20 protein-coding genes are annotated in these 22,451 nt (G+C 68.5%); 7 read left to right on the forward strand and 13 right to left on the reverse strand.

Features of this window, described 5'->3' with window-relative positions:
* The 5 genes from VFI59_07790 to VFI59_07810 form a co-directional block, all read right to left on the reverse strand.
* The coding region (locus tag VFI59_07790) for a type II secretion system F family protein (protein ID HET6713595.1) at positions 1-885 on the reverse strand (885 nt) is incomplete at its 3' end.
* The gene (locus VFI59_07795; protein HET6713596.1) at positions 882-2,201 is read right to left on the reverse strand and encodes a CpaF family protein; all 1,320 of its coding nucleotides are present in this window, start codon (positions 2,199-2,201) and stop codon (positions 882-884) included. The genes VFI59_07795 and VFI59_07790, both read right to left, overlap by 4 nt.
* Positions 2,202-2,229: 28 nt before the next feature.
* Complete coding sequence (locus VFI59_07800; GenBank protein HET6713597.1) at positions 2,230-3,447, reverse strand: hypothetical protein; 1,218 nt, start codon at positions 3,445-3,447, stop codon at positions 2,230-2,232.
* A complete protein-coding gene (locus VFI59_07805; protein HET6713598.1) occupies positions 3,444-4,274 on the reverse strand; it encodes an SAF domain-containing protein in 831 nt (276 codons plus the stop codon). The genes VFI59_07800 and VFI59_07805 overlap by 4 nt, the downstream gene beginning before the upstream one ends.
* A 201-nt stretch (positions 4,275-4,475) precedes the next feature.
* Positions 4,476-4,676, reverse strand: a complete 201-nt coding sequence (locus tag VFI59_07810) for a Flp family type IVb pilin (protein ID HET6713599.1) — start codon at positions 4,674-4,676, stop codon at positions 4,476-4,478.
* A 495-nt stretch (positions 4,677-5,171) separates the two neighbouring features.
* Here VFI59_07810 and VFI59_07815 point away from each other — a divergent pair, with 495 nt between their 5' ends.
* A complete protein-coding gene (locus VFI59_07815) occupies positions 5,172-6,386 on the forward strand; it encodes a hypothetical protein (GenBank protein ID HET6713600.1) in 1,215 nt (404 codons plus the stop codon).
* Between the two features lie 36 nt (positions 6,387-6,422).
* On the opposite strand, the gene VFI59_07820 is transcribed toward VFI59_07815, so the two are convergent.
* The 3 genes from VFI59_07820 to VFI59_07830 form a co-directional block, all read right to left on the reverse strand.
* Positions 6,423-7,124 carry a response regulator transcription factor gene (locus VFI59_07820; protein HET6713601.1) on the reverse strand — a complete coding sequence of 234 codons (702 nt, stop codon included), beginning with the start codon at positions 7,122-7,124 and terminating at the stop codon, positions 6,423-6,425.
* 116 nt (positions 7,125-7,240) lie between these two features.
* Positions 7,241-7,906 (reverse strand): response regulator transcription factor, encoded by a 666-nt coding sequence (locus VFI59_07825; GenBank protein ID HET6713602.1) that lies wholly within the window; start codon positions 7,904-7,906, stop codon positions 7,241-7,243.
* 11 nt (positions 7,907-7,917) lie between these two features.
* Positions 7,918-8,610, reverse strand: coding sequence for a response regulator transcription factor (locus VFI59_07830; GenBank protein HET6713603.1), 693 nt, complete (start codon positions 8,608-8,610; stop codon positions 7,918-7,920).
* Between the two features lie 80 nt (positions 8,611-8,690).
* Between VFI59_07830 and VFI59_07835 the strand changes: the two genes are divergently transcribed.
* Both VFI59_07835 and VFI59_07840 read left to right on the forward strand, forming a co-directional pair.
* The gene (locus VFI59_07835; protein ID HET6713604.1) at positions 8,691-10,775 is read left to right on the forward strand and encodes a thioredoxin domain-containing protein; all 2,085 of its coding nucleotides are present in this window, start codon (positions 8,691-8,693) and stop codon (positions 10,773-10,775) included.
* Positions 10,776-10,818: 43 nt separating this feature from the next.
* Positions 10,819-11,988, forward strand: coding sequence for a glycosyltransferase (locus tag VFI59_07840; protein HET6713605.1), 1,170 nt, complete (start codon positions 10,819-10,821; stop codon positions 11,986-11,988).
* Here the strand turns inward: VFI59_07840 and VFI59_07845 are convergent.
* The gene (locus tag VFI59_07845; GenBank protein ID HET6713606.1) at positions 11,961-12,827 is read right to left on the reverse strand and encodes a hypothetical protein; all 867 of its coding nucleotides are present in this window, start codon (positions 12,825-12,827) and stop codon (positions 11,961-11,963) included. The genes VFI59_07840 and VFI59_07845 overlap by 28 nt on opposite strands.
* A 128-nt stretch (positions 12,828-12,955) precedes the next feature.
* Between VFI59_07845 and VFI59_07850 the strand changes: the two genes are divergently transcribed.
* The gene (locus VFI59_07850; protein ID HET6713607.1) at positions 12,956-13,936 is read left to right on the forward strand and encodes a hypothetical protein; all 981 of its coding nucleotides are present in this window, start codon (positions 12,956-12,958) and stop codon (positions 13,934-13,936) included.
* Here the strand turns inward: VFI59_07850 and VFI59_07855 are convergent.
* The 3 genes from VFI59_07855 to VFI59_07865 form a co-directional block, all read right to left on the reverse strand.
* Positions 13,894-15,408 carry a flippase gene (locus VFI59_07855; protein ID HET6713608.1) on the reverse strand — a complete coding sequence of 505 codons (1,515 nt, stop codon included), beginning with the start codon at positions 15,406-15,408 and terminating at the stop codon, positions 13,894-13,896. The two genes, VFI59_07850 and VFI59_07855, sit on opposite strands and share 43 nt — an antisense overlap.
* Positions 15,395-16,321: a sulfotransferase gene (locus tag VFI59_07860; GenBank protein HET6713609.1), complete on the reverse strand. Its 927-nt coding sequence runs from the start codon at positions 16,319-16,321 to the stop codon at positions 15,395-15,397. The genes VFI59_07855 and VFI59_07860 overlap by 14 nt, the downstream gene beginning before the upstream one ends.
* A gap of 101 nt (positions 16,322-16,422) precedes the next feature.
* Positions 16,423-17,388, reverse strand: coding sequence for a twin-arginine translocation signal domain-containing protein (locus tag VFI59_07865; protein ID HET6713610.1), 966 nt, complete (start codon positions 17,386-17,388; stop codon positions 16,423-16,425).
* Positions 17,389-18,193: 805 nt separating this feature from the next.
* On the opposite strand from VFI59_07865, the gene VFI59_07870 reads away from it, so the two are divergent.
* Both VFI59_07870 and VFI59_07875 read left to right on the forward strand, forming a co-directional pair.
* Positions 18,194-19,030, forward strand: coding sequence for a glycosyltransferase family 2 protein (locus VFI59_07870; protein HET6713611.1), 837 nt, complete (start codon positions 18,194-18,196; stop codon positions 19,028-19,030).
* Between the two features lie 13 nt (positions 19,031-19,043).
* Entirely contained in the window at positions 19,044-20,066 is a 1,023-nt protein-coding gene (locus VFI59_07875; GenBank protein HET6713612.1) for a sulfotransferase, read from the forward strand.
* Here VFI59_07875 and VFI59_07880 read toward each other — a convergent pair.
* On the reverse strand, positions 20,038-21,354 hold the full coding sequence (locus tag VFI59_07880) for an O-antigen ligase family protein (GenBank protein HET6713613.1): 1,317 nt from the start codon (positions 21,352-21,354) through the stop codon (positions 20,038-20,040). The two genes, VFI59_07875 and VFI59_07880, sit on opposite strands and share 29 nt — an antisense overlap.
* A 70-nt stretch (positions 21,355-21,424) precedes the next feature.
* Here VFI59_07880 and VFI59_07885 point away from each other — a divergent pair, with 70 nt between their 5' ends.
* A complete protein-coding gene (locus tag VFI59_07885; protein ID HET6713614.1) occupies positions 21,425-22,444 on the forward strand; it encodes a hypothetical protein in 1,020 nt (339 codons plus the stop codon).
* Positions 22,445-22,451 lie beyond the last annotated feature (7 nt).

Here is a 22,451-nt window from a genome sequence, read left to right on the forward strand (position 1 = left end):
CATGTAGAGGCCGATCGCGACCGGCAGGGCGGCGAGCACCCACGCCGAGAGGCGTCCCTCTGCCGTCAGCACCCGGATCTGGCGGCGCATCATCGCGCGGTCCCGGAGCGTGTCGGCGACGTTGTCGAGGATCTCGGCCAGGTTGCCGCCGACCTCACGCTGGATGTTCACGGCGAGCACGGCCCACTTGAAGTCGGCGCTGCCAACCCGCATCGCCAGCGCCTCGAGCGCGTCGTCGGTCGCACGGCCGAGCCGGATCTCCGAGACGACCCGCTGGAACTCCGTGGCAGCCGGCTGCGGGATCTCGCGGGCGACCGCGTCCAGCGCCTGCATGAAGCTGTGGCCGGCTCGCAGGGAGCTGGCCATGATCGTCAGCACGTCGGGCAGCTGCTCACGCATCTTCTCGGTGCGCTTGCCGAGCGCCATGCGCAGGGCCACCGTCGGACCTGTGCCGCACGCGAGACCCGCGATCAGGGCCAGCAGCCCGGCGCGGAGCACCGCGGCGCCGACGACCGCCCCGACCACGAACGCGACCACCGAGAGCACGACGAACTCGCCCGAACGGACGCTGACGCCAGCAGATTCCAGCTCAGCATCGAGCCGGTCGCTGAAGCCTCGCGACTCCGCGAACCGCTTGCCGAACCTCGTCACCCGCTGCGGGATCCACCCCTGCGACGACTCGGTCGCGACGCCCACGGGCTGCGAGAGGTTCCCTGCGCCGCTGACGACCGCCATACGGGCCGCGATCTGCCGATCCTTCTTGGCCCGCGCAGCCGTGCCGAGCAGCAGCCAGCCGACGACGAACACGGTCGCGCCGACCAACCCGGCCAGCACCATCTGCGCTACCGGAGAGCTCCAGAACGAGGCAGCGATCAGGGCGCTCACGCGTCCCCCCTCGGCTCCAGGGCGAACGTCTCGGCGTCGAGGTACACACCGCGCTCGGCGAGCTTGTCGAGGAACTTCGGCCGCAGGCCGGTCGACTTCAGCCGCCCCTTGAACTTGCCGTCTTCGTCCATGCCGGCCGAGAAGTCGAACACGAAGATGTCCTGCAACGTGATCACGTCGCTCTCCATGCCCGCGACCTCGGTCACGTGCGTGATTCGGCGCGAACCGTCCTTCAGGCGGGACTGGTGCACGATCAGCTGGATCGCCGAGGAGATCTGCTCGCGCACCGAGCGCGAGCCGAGCTCCATGCCGGCCATCATCGTGATCGTCTCGAGCCGTGAGAGCGAGTCGCGGGGCGAGTTCGAGTGGATCGTCGAGATCGACCCGTCGTGGCCGGTGTTCATGGCCTGCAGCATGTCCAAGGCCTCCGGGCCGCGGACCTCCCCCACCACGATGCGGTCGGGACGCATACGCAAGGAGTTGCGCACGAGATCGCGGATCACGACGGCGCCCTTGCCCTCGATGTTCGGCGGGCGCGACTCGAGACGCACCACGTGCGGCTGCTGCAGCTTCAGCTCGGCCGCGTCCTCGATCGTGATGATGCGCTCGTCGTCGGGGATGAACGACGACAGCACGTTCAGGGTCGTCGTCTTCCCGGCCCCGGTCCCACCGGAGACCATGATGTTGGTGCGGCCCCGCACGCACGCCTCGAGGAACTTGGCGACGGCCGAGCTCATCGTGCCGAACTCCACGAGGTCGTCGGCCTGGTACGGGTCGGCGGCGAACTTCCTGATCGTGAGCGCCGGGCCGTCGAGGGCCAGCGGCGGGATCACGGCGTTCACACGCGAACCGTCGGGCAGGCGGGCGTCGACGTAGGGCGACGCCTCGTCCACGCGGCGGCCGACCTTGCCGACGATCTTGTCGATCGTGCGCCGCAGCTGCTGCTCGTCGTGGAACTTCGTGCCCGTCCAGAAGAGCTTGCCGGCGCGTTCCACGTAGATCGTGTCCCAGTTGTTCACCATGACCTCCGTGACCTCGGGGTCACGGATGTACGGCTCGAGCGGGCCCAGACCGAGCACGCTGTCGCCGATCTGGCGAACGACCAGCAGCTTCTCTTGGGCGGAGAGGCTGTTCTCTTCCTCGTCGAGCAGCTCGCGCAGGCGCTGGTGCACCAGGCCTTCCAGCTCGGTGTCGGACAGCGTCGAGTCGTAGAGCCGTGGGCCGAGGACCTCGACCAGGCGCTCTTGCACCCTGGTCCGGACCTCGGCGATCCGGTCCTTCTGCTGGGACTTGGCCAGCCTGTCTGCCAGCGACATCTGGGGTGCTCCTCTCCTCGTTCCCTGCCTAGGTTCGGGCGAAGCGCCGCTTCTTCTTGCGGCCTTCCCCGTTCGACGGTGCGACACTGTCGGTCGCGCCCACTCCGTCCACGAACTTGCCGGCCAGCTGCCTGACCGCAACGGCCACCTCGGACGATGGTTCGTCCAGCACGACCGGACGGCCCTTGTTCAGTGACGTCGGCACCAGCCGGCTCGAAGGGATCATCGCGTCCACCCGCACCTTCATGACCCGCTCGACATCGCTCGCGTCCAACCCCACCTTCGAGTCGGCCCGGTTCAGCACGACCCGGAACCGGTCGCGCGGGAGGCCGATCTGGAGCAGGGTGTCGAGCGCCTTGCCGAGGTGCTTCACACCCACGACGTCGAGGCTCGTGATCAAGCAGATCAGCTCCGACAGGTCGAAGCACACCAGCGCCGAGTCGGAGTAGTCCACCGAGGCGTCGACGATCACGTACGGGAAGTCGTTGCGCATCGCGCGCAGGAACTTCCCGATCGCCTCACCCGCCGGCGCCTCGGCCGTGGGATCCGCCGGGGCGCCGTACGCCCACAGGTGTTCGGTGAGCTGCAGGCCCACGGTGCGGATGCGCTCATGATCGGCACCCTCACCCAGGGCCATCAGGTCGGGGATGTTCGATGGCGGCTCGCTTCCGAAGTAGGTGAACACGTCGCCCATGTCGAAGTCGAGATCGACCACGGCGGTGTCCTGGCCCGTCACCTCGGCGATCGCACACGCGAGGTTGCTCGTCAGGAACGTCTTCCCCGCCCCGCCCTTCGACGAGAAGATCGAGACGATCTTGCCCCGCTGGCCGCCGTGGCTCTCCGACTGGACGACGGCGACCGAGCGGAGGTTCGAGGCCCACACCACGGCACGCTCGACGGCGTCCCGCAGCTCCTCGGTCCCCTGGGTCATGTCGACCACGTCGCGGATGCCGGCCCGCATCGCGGCGGGGAGCAGGCCGTTCCACGTGTGATCGCGGACCATGACGATCGCGGTGCCCGGGGCCTGGCGCCCGACGAACTCGGCGAGACCGAGCGCGTCGGGCTCCTTGACCTCCGGCGACAGCACCAGCACGTCGATCGGACCGAACGCGTGGATCAGGAGTTCCTCTGCCGCGGTCGCGGACTGGACCCAGCCCACCTCCTCCGGCTCGACCTCGATGGCCCGGGCCAGCTGCTGGCGGAAGGACTGCGGCGTCCCGACGGCGACGACGCTGGCCTCGGTCATGCCCCCTTCGCCCCCACGACGTCTTCGTAGGATGCGCCCAGGCTGGCCTCGACCCTGTAGCCGTCCTCGTTCTCCGGCGGCAGCAGACCGAGGTTCACCAGGTCGGCGTTGACGAGGGCGTAGGAGACCGCCTCCGCGTCCTCGGGCGACAGGTCCAAGGTGACCGGGATGTCGGTCTCACTGAAGTTGGTGCCCTCGACGGCGACGGGGTTCTGGATGTTCAGCACCCGGGCCGACGGCACCACCGCGACCGTGAACTGGAACGGGATCTGCACGATCGGACCGGCACTCCCCACGCTCTGGAGCACCCTCGCGAGCTGCGCCGGCGACAGGATCTGCCGCAGGGCGCCCTTCTGCACGAACTCGCCCTCCTTGAAGGTCGCGTACACGACGACGTTGTCGCCGCGCTGGATGTTGCCGTAGCCGGCGGGACCGCCCTCCAGCACCATCGGGAGTCCGACGTTGCCTTCGGAGATGCCGAGCGAGCCACCCTTGGGAGCCTCGCCGCTGGACAGACGCGCGATCGCGATCTGTTCGTTCGCCAGCACCGGGGCGGTCGTCGTCTGGCCGCGCAGCTCGGTGACGCTCGTGACGGCGCCACCGACGACCGCGTCGGTCGGCACCTTCAGCTCGCTGAACACGCCCTCGTCGATCAAGGGGTTGAGGTTCGTGTTCGCGGGGATGTCCTGCTTGGACACGACGACGACGGAGAGCGCGCCTCCGGTCACGGCGTCGCTCTTGACCCCGTTGGTGTAGAGGATGACCGCTGCCGCCGCCACGATGGCGAGGACCACGGCGATGGCGACCACCAGACCGCGTGACCTCATCTTCCTGCTCCTTTCATGGACATCTGCGATGTCTATCCATCGGCCGGAGATCTCCGGCCTTTACGGGTGATCTCCCGCGGATCCGAACCCGTGGATCTCTCGACCCACACGACTCCGCCGGTCCCTCGCTCGTTCGGGCTCGCCATCGCGGCTCCGGACGAGCGAGCGACCGGCGAACCGGTCACTCGTTCTTGTTGGGGGTCACGCGCCCTGGACCGCGCTGCCCACCTTGTCGAACTGCGAGTCGGCCGACGTGCCGATGAAGGTCACGGCCGCGATGATCACGACCGCGATCAACGCCACCATGAGGGCGTACTCGACCGCCGTTGCACCACCCTCCTCGGCGGCACGACCCTTGAGGTCGGCCCACCAGGTGGTGACTCCCGTGTAGAGACGAAGCATGTATTGCACCCCCTTCCTCCGGAACTCGAATCCCGTCCTGTCGAAGGGGTTTTCGACCCTTCGGCGCGAAAGCTTGAGCGCAACAACAAGGTAGGGCGACCCCTCTGACCAGGGAATTCCATGTTTCACTGACCTCGGTTACGTATTCCTACGTACGCTTCGCGATGGACTCCAGTTGAACGCGCAGGAAGTCGATGCATCCCACGGATGGCCACTTCGACCGAGACGACCGGGTACCCCCTGGGAAGGCAAGCGGACCTCGTCGATGATGGCCACAGGATCCATCGTCGACCGACGCTCGACGATGTCTGGACCACGCTGGCGGTGGTTGCCCCCGCCCTGCTCGCCTTGCTGGCGCGCCTGCCCACGATCGACCTTGCGTACCACCTGCGCATCGGTTCATTGATCCGAGCGCAACATGCGATCCCCAGGGTCGACGAGATGACGTTCGGCGCAGATGGGCGAGTGTGGGTCGATCAGCAATGGGGAGCGCAGGTGCTCCTGTCCGCCGTTCACGATGTCGGCGGATTCCCGGCACTCGTCGTGCTTCGGGGAGTCTGCGCTGCCGCTGTGGGACTCAGCATCTACGCGTCGTGCCGAAGCAAACGAGCATCAGCGCGGACGGCGTGTGCCGTCACTGTGATCGCGTACATCGTCGCCATGCCATACCTCGCGCTCCGTCCACAGATGCTCGGTGCGGTCTTGTTCGCCGCATGCGTCCTTGTTCTCGCCGTCCGGCAGAGGCATCCATGGGCGATGTGGGCCATCCCCTTCATCACTGCACTCTGGGTCAATCTGCATGGTTCATTCGTACTTGCCGTCGCCGTGGTCGCTTTCGCGATGCTCGAAGACGTCGTGCAACGACGCCCAACCTGGAAGACGACGATCGCGGTGGCGGGAGCGACGATCGCCGCGACCCTGCTCAGTCCGTTCGGTACGAACGTCTGGGCTTACGTCTCATCGCTCGCAACCGATCCGATCATCCGAAACGCCGTCGAGGAGTGGAGGCCCCCAACCATCGACACGCTTGGTGGGGCCCTCTTCATGAGTGCGATCGTTGCGCTTGGGGGGATCCTCGCTCGTCGTGGGCGGGTTCTGAGCTGGCTCGACCTTGCGTGGCTGGTCGGGTTCTCCTTACTCGCCCTCAGCGCGCAGCGAAATGTGCTGTGGTGGATCGTCGCGGTGATGCCGCTCGTGGCATCCATGATCCCCGGTCGTTCTTCGGCGTCAGAGACACCGCGCGGGGCACGGATAATGAACGGCGCCATCCTTTCGGTCCTTGGCGTGGCCCTAGTTGCGGCGCTCCCCTGGGTCGGGCCGAGACGCCCGATCGTGAGCGGCATGCCGCCTGCTCCGTTGGTCGCTGCCGCGGATCGCCAACTGCCGGCTGGCGCTAGGGTGTTCGTGTATCAACCCTGGGCCTCATGGGTGGAGTTCGCCTCACCCGACGTGCGCGTCTTCGTGGACTCTAGGATCGAGATCTTCCCTGAATCCGTTTGGCAGGAGTATCAGACTGCGGCCGCAGGAGGGCACGACTACCACAAGGTCCTCGACTCCTGGGGTGTGGACGCCGTCATGCTTCCCACCGACGGATCCTCGCTCGTCGGTGCCCTCGCCGAGGACCCGGCCTGGATCCTTGCCTACGAGGATGAGAGGGGCCTGCTCTTCATCCGCGATCTGGCGACTTCGACGAGCCCGGTGCCGGCGTAACCAGCGGGGGCTGGGACCGGACCTGCCGGACGAGTCCTACTCGGCCACTCCGACGGTGACGAGGCCGGCCCGAGCGGCGAGTCGGATCGCGGCGAGTCGGCTGCCGACGCCGAGCTTCCCGTAGATGCGCGCGAGGTGCGTCGTGACCGTTCGTTCTCGCACTCCGAGGCGGTCCGCGATCTCACGCGCGGTGAGCCCCTCGGCGGCGACGCTCAGCACCTGTCGCTCCCGCACGGTCAGCCGCACGTCGAGGTCACGCCGGCGCTCGATGCCTTCGGCGATCTGTCCGACCGCGACCGATCCCGGCCCGGCCAGCACCATCTCCCGGTCGGCGGCACGCCGCAGTGACTGCAGGAACTCGACGGGATCGATGTTCTTGTCGACGAACCCGTCGGCGCCCATGAAGAGCGCTCGCGAGATCGTCGTGGCATCGGCGTTGGCGCCGCACCCGAGGATCGCGTGCGCCGGGAAGCGCTCACGCAGCGTGCGGATCAGCCAGAACGCGTCATGGCCCCCCCCGAGGCCGAGCCCGACGAGGATGACGACGCGCGACCGTCGCACGCGGCTCACGATCTCCAAGCCCTCATCGGCCGTGCCTGTCTCGGCGATCACCTCCATGTCGGGGCGATCGTCGATCAGCATCGTGAGACCGGCTCGAACGACCGGCAACGGATCGACGACGACCACGCCGAGCCGGCGTGTGCGCGGTGGTGCGGTCGTGGTGGGGCGTGGACTCACGGTGCCTCCGGATGGACGCTGGGCCTTCGGCCCGTTCGAGGGCCGTCTCCCCTATCGGCAGCGATGAGTCAGCGGCTGAGCGTCAGGCGGACAGCCCGGCTACCTTCGCCGGGTCATCAAGGCTCGATCAGACCCAGCTCGACTGCCCGAGCGACCGCCTGCACGCGGGTGCGCACACCCAGCTTGCGATACAGCTTCGCCACGTGGGTCTCGACCGTGCGTGGCGAGATGCCGAGACGGCGAGCGACCTGCTGCGTCGTCATTCCCTGGCTCACCAGCATCAGGATCTCGTGCTCACGAGCCGTGAGCGTGGCCTGGACCTCGGACCCCTCCCGAGCCTGTCGCGCGAACCGCCCGAGGGCCATGACGGCCGCCTGTTCGAACTCCGGCTCGATCGCCCGACCGCCGTCGGCCACGGTCCGCACGGCGGTCCCGACCGCGGCGAGCCCGGCGGCCTTGCGCACGTACCCACGAGCGCCCAACCGGAGCGCGGACAGCACCGAGGCGCCGTCGGTGCGATCGGTCAGGACCACGGCGGCGACGGCCACGCCTTCCTCACGGAGCGAGCGGAGCGCAGGGAGCTCAGGGCCACCTCCGTCGAGGGCCTCGTCGAGCACGACGACATCGGGTCGAAGGGTGCGGCACGCCTCGAGCAGGGCCGCGCCGTCGCGGACCTCTCCCACGACGACCAGGCCCGGCTCGGCTGCGCACGCACGCCGCGCCACCTCGCCCACCACGCCGTGGCCGGCCGCGATCACGACCGAAACGGCCTGGGGATCCATGAGGAAGAACGCTACCCCGCACCCGTGACCGCGCCCGCGCGTGAGGGCGAGGTCGCGGCCAGGCCGTGCCGCCACGCGATGCGCACGGCCTCGACCTTCGAGTGGACACCGAGCTTGGCCAGGATGCTCTTCACGTGGCTCTGCACGGTGAGCGGACTGATGCCGAACGCCTCGGCCACGTCCGCGGTCGACGCACCGGCCGCGAGCGTCTGCAGGATCTCGCGCTCACGACGGGTGAGCCTCTCGAGGGCGTTGGCGCCACCCGGATCGTCGCGGACGGACGACGTGATCCGGTCGACCAGCAGGGACAGGTCCTCCGCCGGGAGGACCAGCTCTCCGGCGAGGGCACGCCGGAACAGCTCGACCAACGATCCGTCGCGGCCGGACGGCAGGACCCCGCATGCCCCGACGGACAGCGCATCGGCTGCGACCTCGGGGCCACCGCGTTCGCTCGCCGCGAGCACCCGCCCGACGCCGCCGGCACCGGCGATCGCCGCGATCACCTCGGTGCCGCGCCCGTCGGCGCGATCGAGATCCACGACCACGAGATCGGTCGAGCCGAGCGAGAGCGCGTCCACGGCGTCGACCGCGTCGGCGACGGGACCCGCCACCGACACCGGACCGCGTGTCGGGAGGTCCGTGACGAGTCGGCGCACCAGGCGGGGACCGGGGCCCACGACGAGGACGCGGATGCGGGCGTGCATACGCTTCCATCGGCATGAGCTCGGGACGCCTGAATCGAGCCCGCCGTGCTCATCGCTCCGGATGACACACTGGTCGGGCCATGACCGAGCGACCGCGTCCACGACCGAACCGCCTCGCGAGCGAGTCGAGTCCCTACCTGCTCCAGCACGCCCACAACCCCGTCGACTGGTACCCCTGGGGGGACGAAGCGCTCGAGAAGGCCGTCGCCGAAGGCAAGCCGATCTTCCTGTCCATCGGATACGCGGCTTGCCATTGGTGTCACGTGATGGAACGCGAGTCCTTCGAGGACGAGGCCACGGCGGCGCTCATGAACCAGCACTTCGTCTCGGTCAAGGTCGACCGCGAGGAGCGCCCCGACCTGGACGCGATCTACATGGACGCCGTCCAGGCCATGACGGGCCAGGGCGGCTGGCCGCTGTCCGCGTTCCTCACCCCCGAGGGCGAGCCGTTCTACGCGGGCACGTACTTCCCGCCCGAGCCTCGGCACGGCATGCCGGCGTTCCGGGACCTGCTGCGAGGCGTGGCGGAAGCGTGGCGCGAACGCCGTGCCGAGGTCGTCGGGCAGGGACAACGGGTCACACAGGCGATCGCGAAGGCGGCAGCGCCACCGGCGACCGGAGGGTCGCTCGACCGGACGCTGGCCGATGCGGCGGTCGCGGGCCTCCGACGCACCTTCGATGCGACGTGGGGTGGCTTCGGCGGCGCTCCCAAGTTCCCCCCACCGATGACGCTCGAATTCCTGCTGCGGCGGGCCGTGCGCGGCGTGGACGGCGTCCTCGACATGGTCACGACCACGCTCGACCGCATGGCCGGCGGTGGCATCTACGACCAACTCGGAGGCGGCTTCGCACGGTACTCGACCGACGAACGCTGGCACGTGCCCCACTTCGAGAAGATGCTCTACGATAACGCCCAGCTGCTGCAGCTCTACACGCGGGCCTGGCAGGTGACCGGCTCCTCGCGCTACCGAACGGTGGCGACCGAGACCGCTGAGTACTTGCTCCGGGAGATGCAGCACCCCGAGGGGGGCTTCTACTCCTCGCAGGACGCCGACTCCGAGGGGATCGAGGGGCGGTACTTCACGTGGTCGTGGGGCGAGCTCACGGAGCTCGTCGGCGAACCGGTCGCGAGGGCGTTCGGGGCCACGCCGGAGGGCAACTGGATCGGCGATCACGGGCCGACGAACGTGCTTCGGAACCCGGATGCGGGCGCGGGGAGATCGGCCACCGTGGATCTCGATCCGGTCGATCTCTCTGCCGAGATCGACGACTCGCGGCGGGTGTTGTTTGAGGTTCGTGAGGCGCGCGTGCGGCCCGCGACCGACGACAAGGTGCTCGCCGCCTGGAACGGCATGGCGATCGCCGCCCTCGCAGAGGCGGGTCGCGCGCTCGCCGAGCCCGCGTACACGACGGCGGCCGAGCGGGGAGCGACGTTCGTCCTCGAGCACCTTCGCGGGACGGACGGCCGCCTGCTCCGAGCCTGGCGCAACGGGGTTGCGGGAGGAACGGGCTTCGCCGACGACCATGCTCTCATGGCGTCGGCCTGCCTCACTCTGTACGAGACGACGTTCGAGCTCTCGTGGTTCGAACGCGCCAGGGAACTCGCCGATGACCTCCGACGCCTCTTCGCCGATCGCGAGCGGGGCGGCTTCTTCCAGACCGGGTCGGACGCGGAAGCCCTGGTCGTGCGCCCGAAGGATCTCTACGACAACGCGACGCCGAGCGGGAACTCGGCCGCAGCCGACCTGCTGCTGCGGCTCTCGGCGTTCACCGGCGAGGCAGATCTCGAGGCCGACGCCGTCTCAGCGCTCCGAGCCGTCGGCGACGCGTTCGAACGCGCACCCGGGGCCTTCGGACAAGCGCTCTGCGTCCTCGACCGGTTGATCGGCCCGCGCAGCCAGGTCGCGATCGTTGGCGACCCCGCGGGTCCCGACACGCTGTCGCTGGTGTCGGAGGCGAACCTTCGACGGTTCCGACCGAACCTGGTGCTCGCCGTCGGGCGGCCCGACGATGCCGCGGCCGAGCGGGCTGTCCCCCTGTTGCGGGGGCGCTCCTCGACCGACGGGACCGCGACGGCCTACGTCTGCGAAGGGTTCTCGTGTCGGCTGCCGGTGACCGATCCGACGGCCCTCACCGCCCAGCTCGACGCGCAGGACCGACGATGAGGACCGACCTCACCACGACACGGCGAACCGACGCCCGACGCTGATGCGCATCCTGGTGCTGCACAACCGCTATCGGTCCGGTGACACGTCCGGCGAGAACAGGGTCGTGCGGGACGAGATCGAGCTGCTCCGCTCGGCGGGTCACCTGGTCGTCTCGTGGGAGGCCGAGCCCGACGTCGCCTCCGTCGCCGGGCAGGCGCGTGCCGCGGTCGATGCGGTCTGGTCACGGCGGGCGTCGCGGAAGGTCCGGAACATCGTGGAGCAACGCGGCATCGAGGTCGTGCATGCGCACAACCTCTTCCCGTCACTGTCACCCGGGGTGCTGCGCGCGGCCCGAAGTCGGAACGCGGTCGTGGTCGTGACGCTCCACAACTACCGGTTCCTCTGCCTCCCCGCCACCTTGACGAGGGACGGCCGACCGTGTGAGGAGTGCGTCGGACACGTGCCCTGGCGCGGGATCGTGCATCGCTGCTATCGCGAATCGGTGGCCGGGAGCGCGACGATCGCCACCTCGTTGACGACGCACCGCGCGATCGGATCGTTCGACGCCGTCGACCGATACGCCGCGGTCAGCGGGTTCATCCGCGACACGTACGTCCGGGCGGGGTACCGGTCCGAGCGCGTCGTGGTGAAACCCAACTTCGCAGGGGTGGCGCCCCGGCGACGGGGCCCCGGTCGCGGATTCCTCTTCCTGGGTCGGCTCACCCCCGAGAAGGGTGTCGATACGCTGCTGGATGCATGGCGAGGGGCCCAGCCCTCCCAGCCCTCCCTCGAGCCCCTCACGATCGTGGGCAGCGGCCCCGCCGACGAGCCACTCCGGGTCGCGGCTCCGTCAGGGGTCCGATTCCTCGGTGATGTGCAGGGCCACGAGGTGGCAGGGGTGATCCGAGGGGCTCGAGCCGTCCTGATCCCCTCCCGCTGGGAAGAGGCGGCCGTCCCGCGGGTGGCGCTCGAGGCGTATGCCAGTGGCGTCCCGGTGATCGCGAGCGAGCGTGGCGCGCTCCCGGAAGGCGTGGTCCCCGAGGAGACCGGCCTGCTCGTGCCCGCCGAGGAACCGGGTGCCTGGCGGGAGGCCGTCCGCCGCCTCGAAGACGACGCGACCAGCACTCGGCTCGGGAACGGGGCGTTCGCCCTGTGGCGTGAGCGGTACGGGCCGGACGCGGGGCTCGCCGCGCTCCTCGCCCTCTACGAAGGCGTCACGAGGCGGTCGTGAACGCGCTTGGGCAACGTGTACGTCAGATGCCCCCACGGCCGGTACAGCCGATTCATGCGTAGGAACCGCTCGTACGCGCCGGCAAACCCCGGGTCGGCGGCGATCATCTCGTCCATGCGTTGGTTGGCCCAGCGGTAGAGCTCGATGTCGAACCTGTTCCGTTCCTTGATCAGGTCCAGCGCGTCGGGGTCGGGAGGCTGCCTCGATCCGGACGCGACGTTCACGGGGATGTAGTACGTGTTCGACCACCCGAACGTCCGCTGCAGCGTCACGAGCCCCTCGTCGAACCGCTCCACGAACCCGACCCAGCGGAACCGCTCCTCGATGTGATCCTTGGCCGCGTCGAGCATGGCCTCGTCGACCTCGCCGTAAGGCACGGAGTGATCGCCGGCGATCGCACGAACCTGGCTGTTGTCCGCCTCGAGCGAGACGCCGTTCCGGATGAACTCCTCGAGCGACAGGTCGGCCCCGGCCACCTCGTCGTAGATGCGATGGGCGGGCCTGCGCAGGATGAAGTGATAGAGGGAGATCACGAGCTTCACCGGATCGCGGAGCAGGGTCACGTAGGTCGACGGTCGGGGAACGTGTTCATGCAGTCCGTAGATCGTGTGCGCCATGATGAGCCGGGGTCGCGCCCGCTCGGCCTCGGGCAATGCTCCGAAGAGGTCCGGCATGCCCTCGCGGCGCAGCCGGTACTTGGGGTCGGGGATCTTCTGGGTCAGATCGAGCACCTGCCGCGACGGGAACTGGTGCTGCAGGATGCGTCGCATCGTGCTTCCGGCCGTCTTCCCGATGTGCAGGAAGATGACCGTGGGGTCATCCGACTCTGCTCTCGTCATGATTCGCCGCGGCTCCGGTCGGGGAAGTCGGGGAATGCTAACAGGCGACATCCCGCGACCCACGAAACCGCGGTGGGAAGGACCCTGCACCCATGAGCCCCAGGCGGGCTCCCCTATACTCCGGCCCGATGCCGACCCCTCCCTTGCCACGCGTGCTGTGCAGTTCGGTGATCCGCTCGGTGCACCAAGGCGAAAGCCACGGCGGGGTCTACCTCGTGGACCTGCAGGGCGAGTCGTTCGAGCAGGTCGTGGATTGGTCCGACGCGAACATCGACTGGGAAGGGCGTGGGGGGGACCGTGGCCTGCGGGGCATCGCCTTCCACGACGGCCTCGTCTACCTCGCCGCGAGCGACGAGGTGTTCGTCTACGACCGCGAGTTCCGGAGCCAAGGTTCGTTCCGCAACCGCTACCTGAAGCACTGCCACGAGATCAACGTCGCGGACGATCGCCTCTACCTGGCGTCGACCGGCTACGACTCCGTGCTCGAGTTCGATCTGCGCGCCGGGTCGTTCTCCCGCGCGTGGATGCTTCGGTACGGCTCCGCCGCCAAGGCCATGAAACGGGTGGGACTGCGACCCCGACCGCGATTCGAGCGCTACGATCCCAACGGTCCGGGGGGTCCGCACCCCGCGGACACGACGCATGTGAACAACGTCTGGCCACACGAGGGAGCGATCTTCACGTGCGGCACGCGGCTGGGCTCGCTCTGGCAGATCCGGGACGATCGTCTCGCCGCGTTCGCCACCGTGCCGTACGGCACGCACAACGCGCGGCCGTTCCGCGACGGGGTGCTCTTCAACCACACCGAGAGCGACCGCATCGTCTTCGCGGACCGCGAGGGCGACACCCGTGCGTCCCTGGCGCTGCCGAGCTACCCTACTGAGCTACTCGAGCACGCCGACCTCCCCGGCGATCTCGCCCGTCCGACGTTCGGCCGAGGACTCGCCGTGCTCGGTGGTTCGATCGTGATCGGGGGATCCTCACCCGCGACGCTCAGCGCGTACGATCTCGACGGCGGTGAGCGCATCGCGTCGGTCAACATCACGATGGACGTGCGCAACGCGATTCACGGGCTCGAGGTCTGGCCCTTCGACGGACCGGGATCCTGATCGTCGCCCCCACGCTCGGGGGGCCCATCGCCCCCCCGCTCGTCGGCCTCCGCGACCAGCACCTCGGCGACCGATTCCGCGGCATCCTCCGCCGCTTCGCCCCGACGCCCATGGGGTCGTAGGTACCGGTACAGCTTCCGGGGGTCCAGATGCAGCGGGGTCCAGATGCCGAGGCGACGCTTGACCATCGTCAGCTGCATCGTGTTCTGCAGGATCTGGGCGCCGGCAGTCACGCACGCGAGGCCCACCGCGCCGAACCTCGCCGTCGCCGCGATCCCTCCGCCCACGCTCACGGCTCCTGAGAACAAGGTGATCCTCATCATCGTCTTCTGGTGGCCGGTCATCATCAGCGTCACCCCCGCCGAGCCGGCCCACACGGCGAAGAGACGCCCGAGCGACAGGATCGCGAGGATCGGATACGCGTCGATGTACTCCTCGCCGAACACCGTCTCGAGGATCCACGGCCCGGCGACGAGGAACACCACCAGCACGGCGAGGGCCGGCAAGCCTGCGAGGGACGCCCCGGCTCGCAGCGCCTTCTCCAGCTGGCGCATCTTCCCTTGGGTGTGCAGCTCCGCGATGATCGGCGGGATCACCCCCGAGAAGATGACGAACGGGGTGACCACGAACACCACGAGGCGGGCGGCGACGCCGTACAGGGCGACTTCGTCCGATGATTCGAAGGCGTTGAGGATCAGCAGGTCGATGCCGCTGCCGAGCATCAGAATCGCCAGGTTCGTGACCCAGAGCGGCCGGGCCACCTCGAACATCTCGGAGCGGGTGAGCTCCCCTTCCCCCCGGAGCCCGCGCAAGATGCGCAGCATCAGGAACGCCGCGATCCCGACGGCGATCGCGACCCCCGAGGCGGTCAGGGCGGCCATCGCGGCCGGGCTCACGTCGGCTCGCACGACCCAGACGACCCCGAACGTGATCGACGACGCCGCGTTCGTGAAGACCTGGTCCAGCATCGTCGCGGCGCCGAAGCGCTGCAGGCCCCGGAAGGACTCGACGAACAGCCCCTGGAGGGCGAGGGTCACCACCCAGCCGGCGATGACCGGCATCATGGAGGCGAGCTGGGGTGAGTCGAACACCCGGTCCGCGATGAAGCGGCCGAACCCGAGCGCGATGACCGCCGCCACGACGAGGGCCCCGATCGTGCCGTAGCGCAACGCCATCCGGATCGCAGCGTGCGCGCGACCAGGTTGGCCGACGCCCATCGCGGAGGCCACGAAGCGGACGGTCGCCCGGTCCAGGCCGAGCTGCGCGATCGCGCCGCCGAGGAAGGCCATCGTCGCGGCCGACAGGTAGTCCCCGACCTGCGACTTGGAGAGGATGCGGGTGAGCAAGGCGCTGACCACGACGCCCAGCACCAGGGTGGCCACCCGCGCGCCGAAGACCCACGCCGACCCCTCGAGGAGCCGGCGCCGAACGGACCTCAGGGTGAACGCGGGGGTCTCGCTACCAGTCGCCATCGCTGTAGAACGCCCTCCACGTCGGCTCGGTCGCCTCTCGGACGCGGGCGATCTGGTCGGGATCGAGCCGACGCTTCCATGCGGTGGTCGCCTTCGCGCTGTCGCGTCGATGCGACGCGGCGTCAGCGGTCACCTCGGGGTTGCCGGCACCCGAATGCTCTCGTACCACGCGCTCGGTCTCGTCGGTCCAGGTGAGCGAGAAGCGGCGGTAGAGATCGCGGAACTCGGGGATCGCGTCGCGTGAGAGATCCTCGTGGCGCCGGAAGAGCCATTCTCCGTGCGCGTCGCGGAACCGCACGATCTGCTCATGGATCAGGTTCCAGAGCAGGATCGACTGCTCAAGGAGCGGTTGCTCGACCCCCGCGAAGCGCCTGATCTCATCGACGCGATCCGCGAACAGGTCTCGCATCATCAGCGGCTGAGCGAGGAAGTCCTCGAAGGGGTGCCGCCATCTCTTCGCCAACAGGCTCTGGGTGAACGCGGCCGGATGCCTGATCAACACGAGGACCCGCGCATCGAATCGTTCCGCGAGCCACGGCGCGGAGAAGATCGCGATCGGGTCCTTCAGGAGCGGGACCGGTTGCGTGCGCCGACGGCGACTCACGACAGACCAGTCCCGGACGAACCGCCCCACGTCTTTGGGCGATCTGATCGACCTGAGCTCGTGGTGGGGGTGGTACCGGTAGGCCAGCATGTCGCTGATCGGGCGCACGTAGGGCCCCTCGTTCTCGGCGGTCACGTAGGCGAACCACCGCTCGAACGGTGCCGGGCAGATGCCGGGACGGGCGACGGGGCTGAAGGGTTCCCAGATGTAGGCGAGCCGCGGATCCGGCGAGGCGGCGAGCATCTCGCCCACCCACCCCGTGCCCGAGCGATGGGAACCGGTCACCAGGATCGGGCGGCGATCGGCCATGCCGGGGAGGTTACCCGGGCGAGGGGCAGTCGAGGATTCGCGTTCCGCATGGGACGAGCCCGGCGCAGCCGGGCTCGTCCCATGCGGGGTGTCAGACCGGTTCAGCGACGGTTCCGCTTGCGGAAGGCGTCGTCGGCGCCCATCCTCGAGAACGCGTTGAGCGAGGCGTTCGAGGAGTCGATGAAGTAGTTGCAGTCGGTGCGCTCGTGGTTGTAGGAGAACCCCACGACCTCGGGCCACTTCTTGATCGTCCGATGTGCGTCGGCGATCCACTCCGCCTTGCGCTGGCCTCCGCTCTCCGTGCAGCCCACTTCGATCATGTAGAGCTTGTCGCCACGGCGCCGGGCGAAGTTCCTGGCCGAGGCGAAGGTCTGGTTGAACGTCTTCCAGGGCCCTGAGCACCCCGCACGGTTGTAGCCGTCGACCCCGAGCAGGTCGTATCGATTCGGCAGCCATTGCTGGGCCTCGCCCGCGTTGTAGGTGGCTGCCGTCAGCGTGACGATCCACTTCGTGTCCCTGACCCCCACGTTGTGGAAGATCCGCTGGATCCGGTCGAAGGCCGCTCGGAACTGGGCGGGTGTCCCCTCGCCCTCGGGCTCCTTGTGGAACGTGATGAACGTGCTCCAGTTCGCTCCTCGGAGCGAGCGAGCCTGCCGCGTGATCCAGCCGTCGTGGTTGCCGGCAGCGATCCCGCTCCAGATGTTCTCGCCGCCCTGCAGGTTGCCGTTCCAGGCGAGGATCGGCCTATGTCCCGTATTGACCCCCCACCGCGAGAAGCTGTTCACGAGATCGACCGTCCAGTAGAAGCGGTGATGGATCGTCCCGAATCGCCGATCGACCTTCCGTTCGAGAGCGCGAACGGCATCCCACTGGGTCTGCCCCCCCTGCGGTTCTGCCAACGCTCCCCACCAGCGGGCCGCCGGCCGCGCCGAGGCAGGGGTTTCACCGAGCCCGAGAACGGATAGGCCCATGGCGGCGGCACCGACCGTCGCCGATCGTTTGAGGAAGTCGCGCCGGTCGAGCGCGCGCCCGATGGCTTCTCCGTGTTCTCGTTCGCGATCGTGCATGGTCTCCTCCCGGTCCAGACCGCCACGGCTGTGGCGCCTCACCCTCCGCGGCCTGCATCGGCACGGATAGGGGATGTGCTTGAGGAACGGTCCGGCATACTTCGCCCGGATCCGCGTTCGAATGGAGGAGGGCCTACGTCGTCTGCGGTCGGACCCGCGGGGACGAGAGCAAGGTCCGAACCGTGGTTGCGCGGGCGGCTCGACGCCGCCGGGTGGGAGGTCGTGTGGTCTTCGTCTCGGCCCTGGCGGCTGCGGCGATGACGTGCATCTCCGAGGCCGTGCGGGGGACGAACAGGCGCGAGACGGCTCGCACTCGCCGGGCGAGGAAGGTCGCGATCCGGCGGTAGTTGCCTCTGGTCGGGTCTCTCGGAGAGACTTCGATCCCCATCCGGGACCCGAGATCCGCGCTGACGCGGGCGGGAATGAACATCAGAGGCAGGAGAAGGAAGCTGCTCAGTTGCCGTCGCATGGGACTGCACCTTTCCTGTCGTGGGACCGGCTCGAGACTCTCGCGATCGCACCCCCCTTCGTCGTTCCTCGATACGACAGAACCTCGTCGATGTACTCCCTATCACCGACGAGGTCGTCGCCGACTCTAGCAGACGTCTCCCCACGTGCAATCGCTTGGACGGAGGTCGGTCGAAGGTCCTACTTCAGAGGGCCTTCGGCCGATGAAGCGGCACGGACCCCGGTGGTAGCGTAGGCCGCCGAGCGTACAGTCCCCGTTCCATGGAGGATCGCGTGCAAGAGCCGTCCGTTCTGACCGTGTGTCGGATGCGCCCGCGATAGTCGATCGTTGCCAACCATGGATCCCGCGCCTTCCTCGACACGACGCTCGTCGATCGATCGGTCACCCACGACGTTCGGGATCGTGACCCCGACGCTCGATGCGGAGACGTACCTCGAGGCGACCATGGAATCGATCTGGAGCCAGGCCTCCGACGACATCCGGATCGACCACGTGCTGGTCGACGGTGGCTCGACGGACCGGACCGTCGAGATCGCGAGACGCTACCCCACGCGTGTCGTCGTCTCCACCGACGACGGCGGCATGTACGACGCGATCAACAGGGGACTCTCGCTGGTGCACGGCTCGATCCTCGGATACCTGAACGCCGACGACGAGCTCACCGAGGGAGCGCTCGCATCGGTCGCCCGCGCGTTCGGCGAGCACCCCGACGCGATGTGGCTGATGGGCCGCCGCGAGTACGTGAACGCGGAGGGCGCCCTGCTGGCCCCGTTGCAGCCCGTTCCGTTCACGCTCGCTGAGTACGTGGGCATGGGTTGGTCTCACGTACCACAAGAGTGCACGTGGCTCCGCCGGGAGCTCTTCGAGCGCGTGGGACCGTTCGACACGTCGTTCCGGAACACGGGTGACTACGACATGTTCGCTCGATGCCGGGCCGTCGCTGCGCCACTGATCGTCTCCGACACGCTGGGTCGATTCCGGCTCCACGGTGACCAGCTGTCGTACAAGCCCGACGTGATGGCGCGCGAGAGCGCGCGCGTGCGAGAGAAGAACGGGCCCGAGGACCGTTGGGCCTGGATACGGGGTCGTCTCCTGAGCCTGCGGGTGAACGCCCGGAACCCGCGGTTCCTGATCGCCAAGAAGACCGGCAAGATCTCCTTCACGCCGCATTGAGGACTCGCGCCAGATGAGCGACGTGACACCGCCGGCTCCTCACGAAGGCACCGGCACGACCGCAGCGGTACGGTCGATGCACGGAGGGAACCGACACGTGCAGCCGATCTTCCTGCTCTCGATGCCCCGTTCCGGTTCCACGCTCGCGCAGCGGGTGCTGGCATCGCATGCAGAGATCTCGACCGCCGCCGAGCCATGGGTGCTCCTGCCGCATGCCTACGCGACGCGGGAACGAGGCATCGCCGCCGAATACACGCAGCCGGTGGCCGCTCGCGCCATCCGCGAGTTCATCGATGGACTCCCGGGCGGCGAAGGTGACTACTGGCACGCTCTCAGAGGGTTCGCCCTCGAGCTGTACTCGGCTGCGGCCGATCCAAGCGCCCGGTACTTCCTCGACAAGACCCCTCGGTACCACTTCATCCTGCCCGAGCTCGATCTGATGTTCCCCGACGCGAAGCTCATCTTCCTGTGGCGCAATCCCCTCGCCGTGGTGGCCTCGATCTGCGAGACGTGGACGAAGGGCCGCTGGACGGTGGATCGCTGGAAGGGAGATCTCGACGGCATCATCGACTTGGTCGATGCGTACCTCGGATCACAGGAACGGGCCATCGCCGTGAACTTCGAGGCCCTCGTCGGCGACCCGCTGGCGACATGGCCGACCCTGTTCGCCTACCTCGACCTCGACTTCGACCCGTCCGTGCTGACGGCCTTCGCCGACGTCGACCTGCATGGGACGATGGGGGATCCGACGGGCGTGCACGACTACCGGGAACTCAGCACGCAGCCGCTGGAGAAGTGGAGGCGTCAGCTCGGCAGCCCGTGGCGGAAGCGATGGTGCCACGACTGGCTCGATCGCATCGGCGCGGAGCGGCTCGCGGTCATGGGGTACGACCGCGACGCACTGCTCGAGGGGCTCGATGCGCTGCCGTCGAGACCTCGCCTGCTCATCTCCGACGCGGTCCACGGCCTGTATTGGCGCTGGGCGCAGCGACGGAAGCGGGCCGCGTTCAAACGGATGGCGCCGCGGGTTCGCTGAGCTCCTCGACCTCAGGAACCTGCAGCGGCGCCCCGACAGACATCGCGATCGCGAACAGACCGAACAGCACCGCGGAGCGGGAAGCCCCCGACAGGACCGGGTTGAACGCCATCGCGACGAAGAACGCGTTGATGCCGACGAGGACCGCCCGCACCAGGCCCGCCCGGTCCTGATCGCCTGCCCGTCTGAACCGATGGACCCACCTGATGAGTGTGACCTCGGTCACGATGAGGAACGCGAGGAACAGACCGATCCCGAGCAATCCTCCGAGGGCGAGGAAGAGGACGAAGTCGTTGTGGAACGGCAGATCCTTCCCGTCACGGGATCGCTCCGCGACGACCTCACCTGAGAAGACGCTGCCGACGAGCGGCGACGCTTCGAAGCGATCGACGCCGGCCGACCAGAGATCGAGCCTCGTCGCGTTGGCGTTCGCCTTGTTCACCAGGTCGAAGTATCGGTCCGACATCCGGATGCCCGCCTGCAGGTTCGAGAGGGCGATCACGGCGAACGCGACGATGAGGCCCCCGAGCAGCACCGCCCGCAACGCCGACGCGCGCTCGGTCGTGACGTACAAGGTCAACGCAAGCACGAGCAGGGTCAGCACCATCGTCGCCGATGGGTAGGTGATGAACACCACCACGGAGAGCGCCACCTCGAGCAGGAGGCGGCGGCGCTGGCCGGCGGCGACGGCTGCCCCGAGGCCGAGCACGAGGAAGGCGACGCTCGCGTTGCGGTATTGCTGGTACTGAGCGAAGGGGAGGATCCCGATGTTCACCAGCGCGTTCATCACGATGTAGACCAACCCGATGTTGGAGAGCCACCGGACCATCGTCCGGACCTCGCGCTGCGTGGGCGGCTGGATCACCAGCACCGCGAGCAGGCCGAGGGACATGGGCAAGAAGACCGGACGCGAGGTGTGCTCCGTACCGAGGACGGCGATGCCGACCAGCGAGCCGACGAGACCGAGACCGAACAACGCGAAGAGCACCGCCTCGGCCGGCATCGGACGACGGATCACGAACGACGGCTGCTGCAGTCGGATCCACAGCGCGGCCGAGAGGGGGACAAGCAGGACGAGGTAGCGGATCGCACCCCCCGGCTGCGCCCCGGGCCGGAACGCCGCGAACCCGCGGTCGAGGACGTTGAAGACGTCGATCACGGTGATCGACATGATCACCAGGAAGGCGCGGGCAAGCCGGTACGAGTCGGTGTGGAGCTCCGGCGCGACCGCTTCCGATCGCCTCGTCGGAACACGTCCACGGGGGGAAGTCGTCTGGGCCAAGCTCATCGATGTCGGGTCCTCAGGCGATGGCAGACGTTCCGGACGAGGGTATCAGAGGCACCCGAGGGGACCGCGGATGCCCAGGGGTACGCTCTGCGGCGCCGTGACGTTCCAGTGGGTCCGTCGAAGGAAGCACCTCGGCCGTGTGACGGTCTGTGTCTCGATGTCGTTCGCGACGCTCGCGACTTGCACGACCGACGATCGAGTGCCGCCCCGCATCCCACAAGAGCAACATGTCGTCGCGGCGGTCGGCGACATCGCGTGCGGCAACCCATCCGACCATCCCGCCGACGCGGACGATGCGTGCCGTGACCACCTCGTCGCCGATCTGGTCCGCACGATCGATCCCGACCGGCTCCTCCTGCTCGGCGACATCCAGTATCCGTCGGACGACGATGTGGTGTCGTACGAACGACACTTCGACCGTTCCTTCGGGCGGCTCCGTTCGATCTCGTCCCCCACCCCGGGTGACGCGGAGTGGGACGGTCATACAGGCGAGTACTTCTCGTACTTCGGCGAAGTCGCGGGGCCCCCGCACGGCTACTACTCCTTCGAGCTCGGAGCATGGCACGTGCTCTCGCTGAACTCACCGGATTGCCTCGACGCCGACGGTTGCGGGGTGGGCACCCCGCAATTCGAATGGCTGCGCGCAGACCTCGAGGCACATCCGCCCGATCGCTATCCCTGCACGCTCGCGTTCTGGCACGATCCGCGGTTCCTGTGGGTCTCGTGGTGGCAGCGGGATGGCCGACCCAGAGGCCCGCAGCCCCACGTGCGACCGCTGTGGGACTTGCTCCAGGACTGGGACGCCGAGGTGGTGCTCGGCGGGAACGCCCACAACTACGAGCGATGGCTTCCGCAGGACGCCGCGGGCCTTCCCGACGCCGACGGACTCACACAATTCGTCGTCGGCACCGGCGGTCGGCGGTTGAACGAAGCCGGTCCCGAGCCTCGTCCGACACAGCTCGCGGCGTTCCAGGACGATGCCTTCGGAGCACTCCGGCTCACGCTCGGTCCGGGTGAGTACTCCTGGTCGTGGCGCTCTGCCGCCGGGGAACCGGCGTTCAAGGATGAGGGCACCGCCGCCTGTCACTGAGGCGGGT

Source organism: Actinomycetota bacterium (assembly GCA_035697485.1).
Lineage (GTDB): Bacteria > Actinomycetota > UBA4738 > UBA4738 > HRBIN12 > JAOUEA01.

Bases quoted from the DNA above. Each gene is read 5' to 3' on its own strand.
- VFI59_07795 (HET6713596.1), bottom strand. From the start codon at position 2,201: ATGTCGCTGGCAGACAGGCTGGCCAAGTCCCAGCAGAAGGACCGGATC.
- VFI59_07800 (HET6713597.1), bottom strand. From the start codon at position 3,447: ATGACCGAGGCCAGCGTCGTCGCCGTCGGGACGCCGCAGTCCTTCCGC.
- VFI59_07805 (HET6713598.1), bottom strand. From the start codon at position 4,274: ATGAGGTCACGCGGTCTGGTGGTCGCCATCGCCGTGGTCCTCGCCATC.
- VFI59_07810 (HET6713599.1), bottom strand. From the start codon at position 4,676: ATGCTTCGTCTCTACACGGGAGTCACCACCTGGTGGGCCGACCTCAAG.
- VFI59_07825 (HET6713602.1), bottom strand. From the start codon at position 7,906: ATGGATCCCCAGGCCGTTTCGGTCGTGATCGCGGCCGGCCACGGCGTG.
- VFI59_07830 (HET6713603.1), bottom strand. From the start codon at position 8,610: ATGCACGCCCGCATCCGCGTCCTCGTCGTGGGCCCCGGTCCCCGCCTG.
- VFI59_07835 (HET6713604.1), top strand. From the start codon at position 8,691: ATGACCGAGCGACCGCGTCCACGACCGAACCGCCTCGCGAGCGAGTCG.
- VFI59_07840 (HET6713605.1), top strand. From the start codon at position 10,819: ATGCGCATCCTGGTGCTGCACAACCGCTATCGGTCCGGTGACACGTCC.
- VFI59_07845 (HET6713606.1), bottom strand. From the start codon at position 12,827: ATGACGAGAGCAGAGTCGGATGACCCCACGGTCATCTTCCTGCACATC.
- VFI59_07850 (HET6713607.1), top strand. From the start codon at position 12,956: ATGCCGACCCCTCCCTTGCCACGCGTGCTGTGCAGTTCGGTGATCCGC.
- VFI59_07855 (HET6713608.1), bottom strand. From the start codon at position 15,408: ATGGCGACTGGTAGCGAGACCCCCGCGTTCACCCTGAGGTCCGTTCGG.
- VFI59_07860 (HET6713609.1), bottom strand. From the start codon at position 16,321: ATGGCCGATCGCCGCCCGATCCTGGTGACCGGTTCCCATCGCTCGGGC.
- VFI59_07865 (HET6713610.1), bottom strand. From the start codon at position 17,388: ATGCACGATCGCGAACGAGAACACGGAGAAGCCATCGGGCGCGCGCTC.
- VFI59_07870 (HET6713611.1), top strand. From the start codon at position 18,194: ATGGATCCCGCGCCTTCCTCGACACGACGCTCGTCGATCGATCGGTCA.
- VFI59_07875 (HET6713612.1), top strand. From the start codon at position 19,044: ATGAGCGACGTGACACCGCCGGCTCCTCACGAAGGCACCGGCACGACC.
- VFI59_07880 (HET6713613.1), bottom strand. From the start codon at position 21,354: ATGAGCTTGGCCCAGACGACTTCCCCCCGTGGACGTGTTCCGACGAGG.
- VFI59_07885 (HET6713614.1), top strand. From the start codon at position 21,425: ATGCCCAGGGGTACGCTCTGCGGCGCCGTGACGTTCCAGTGGGTCCGT.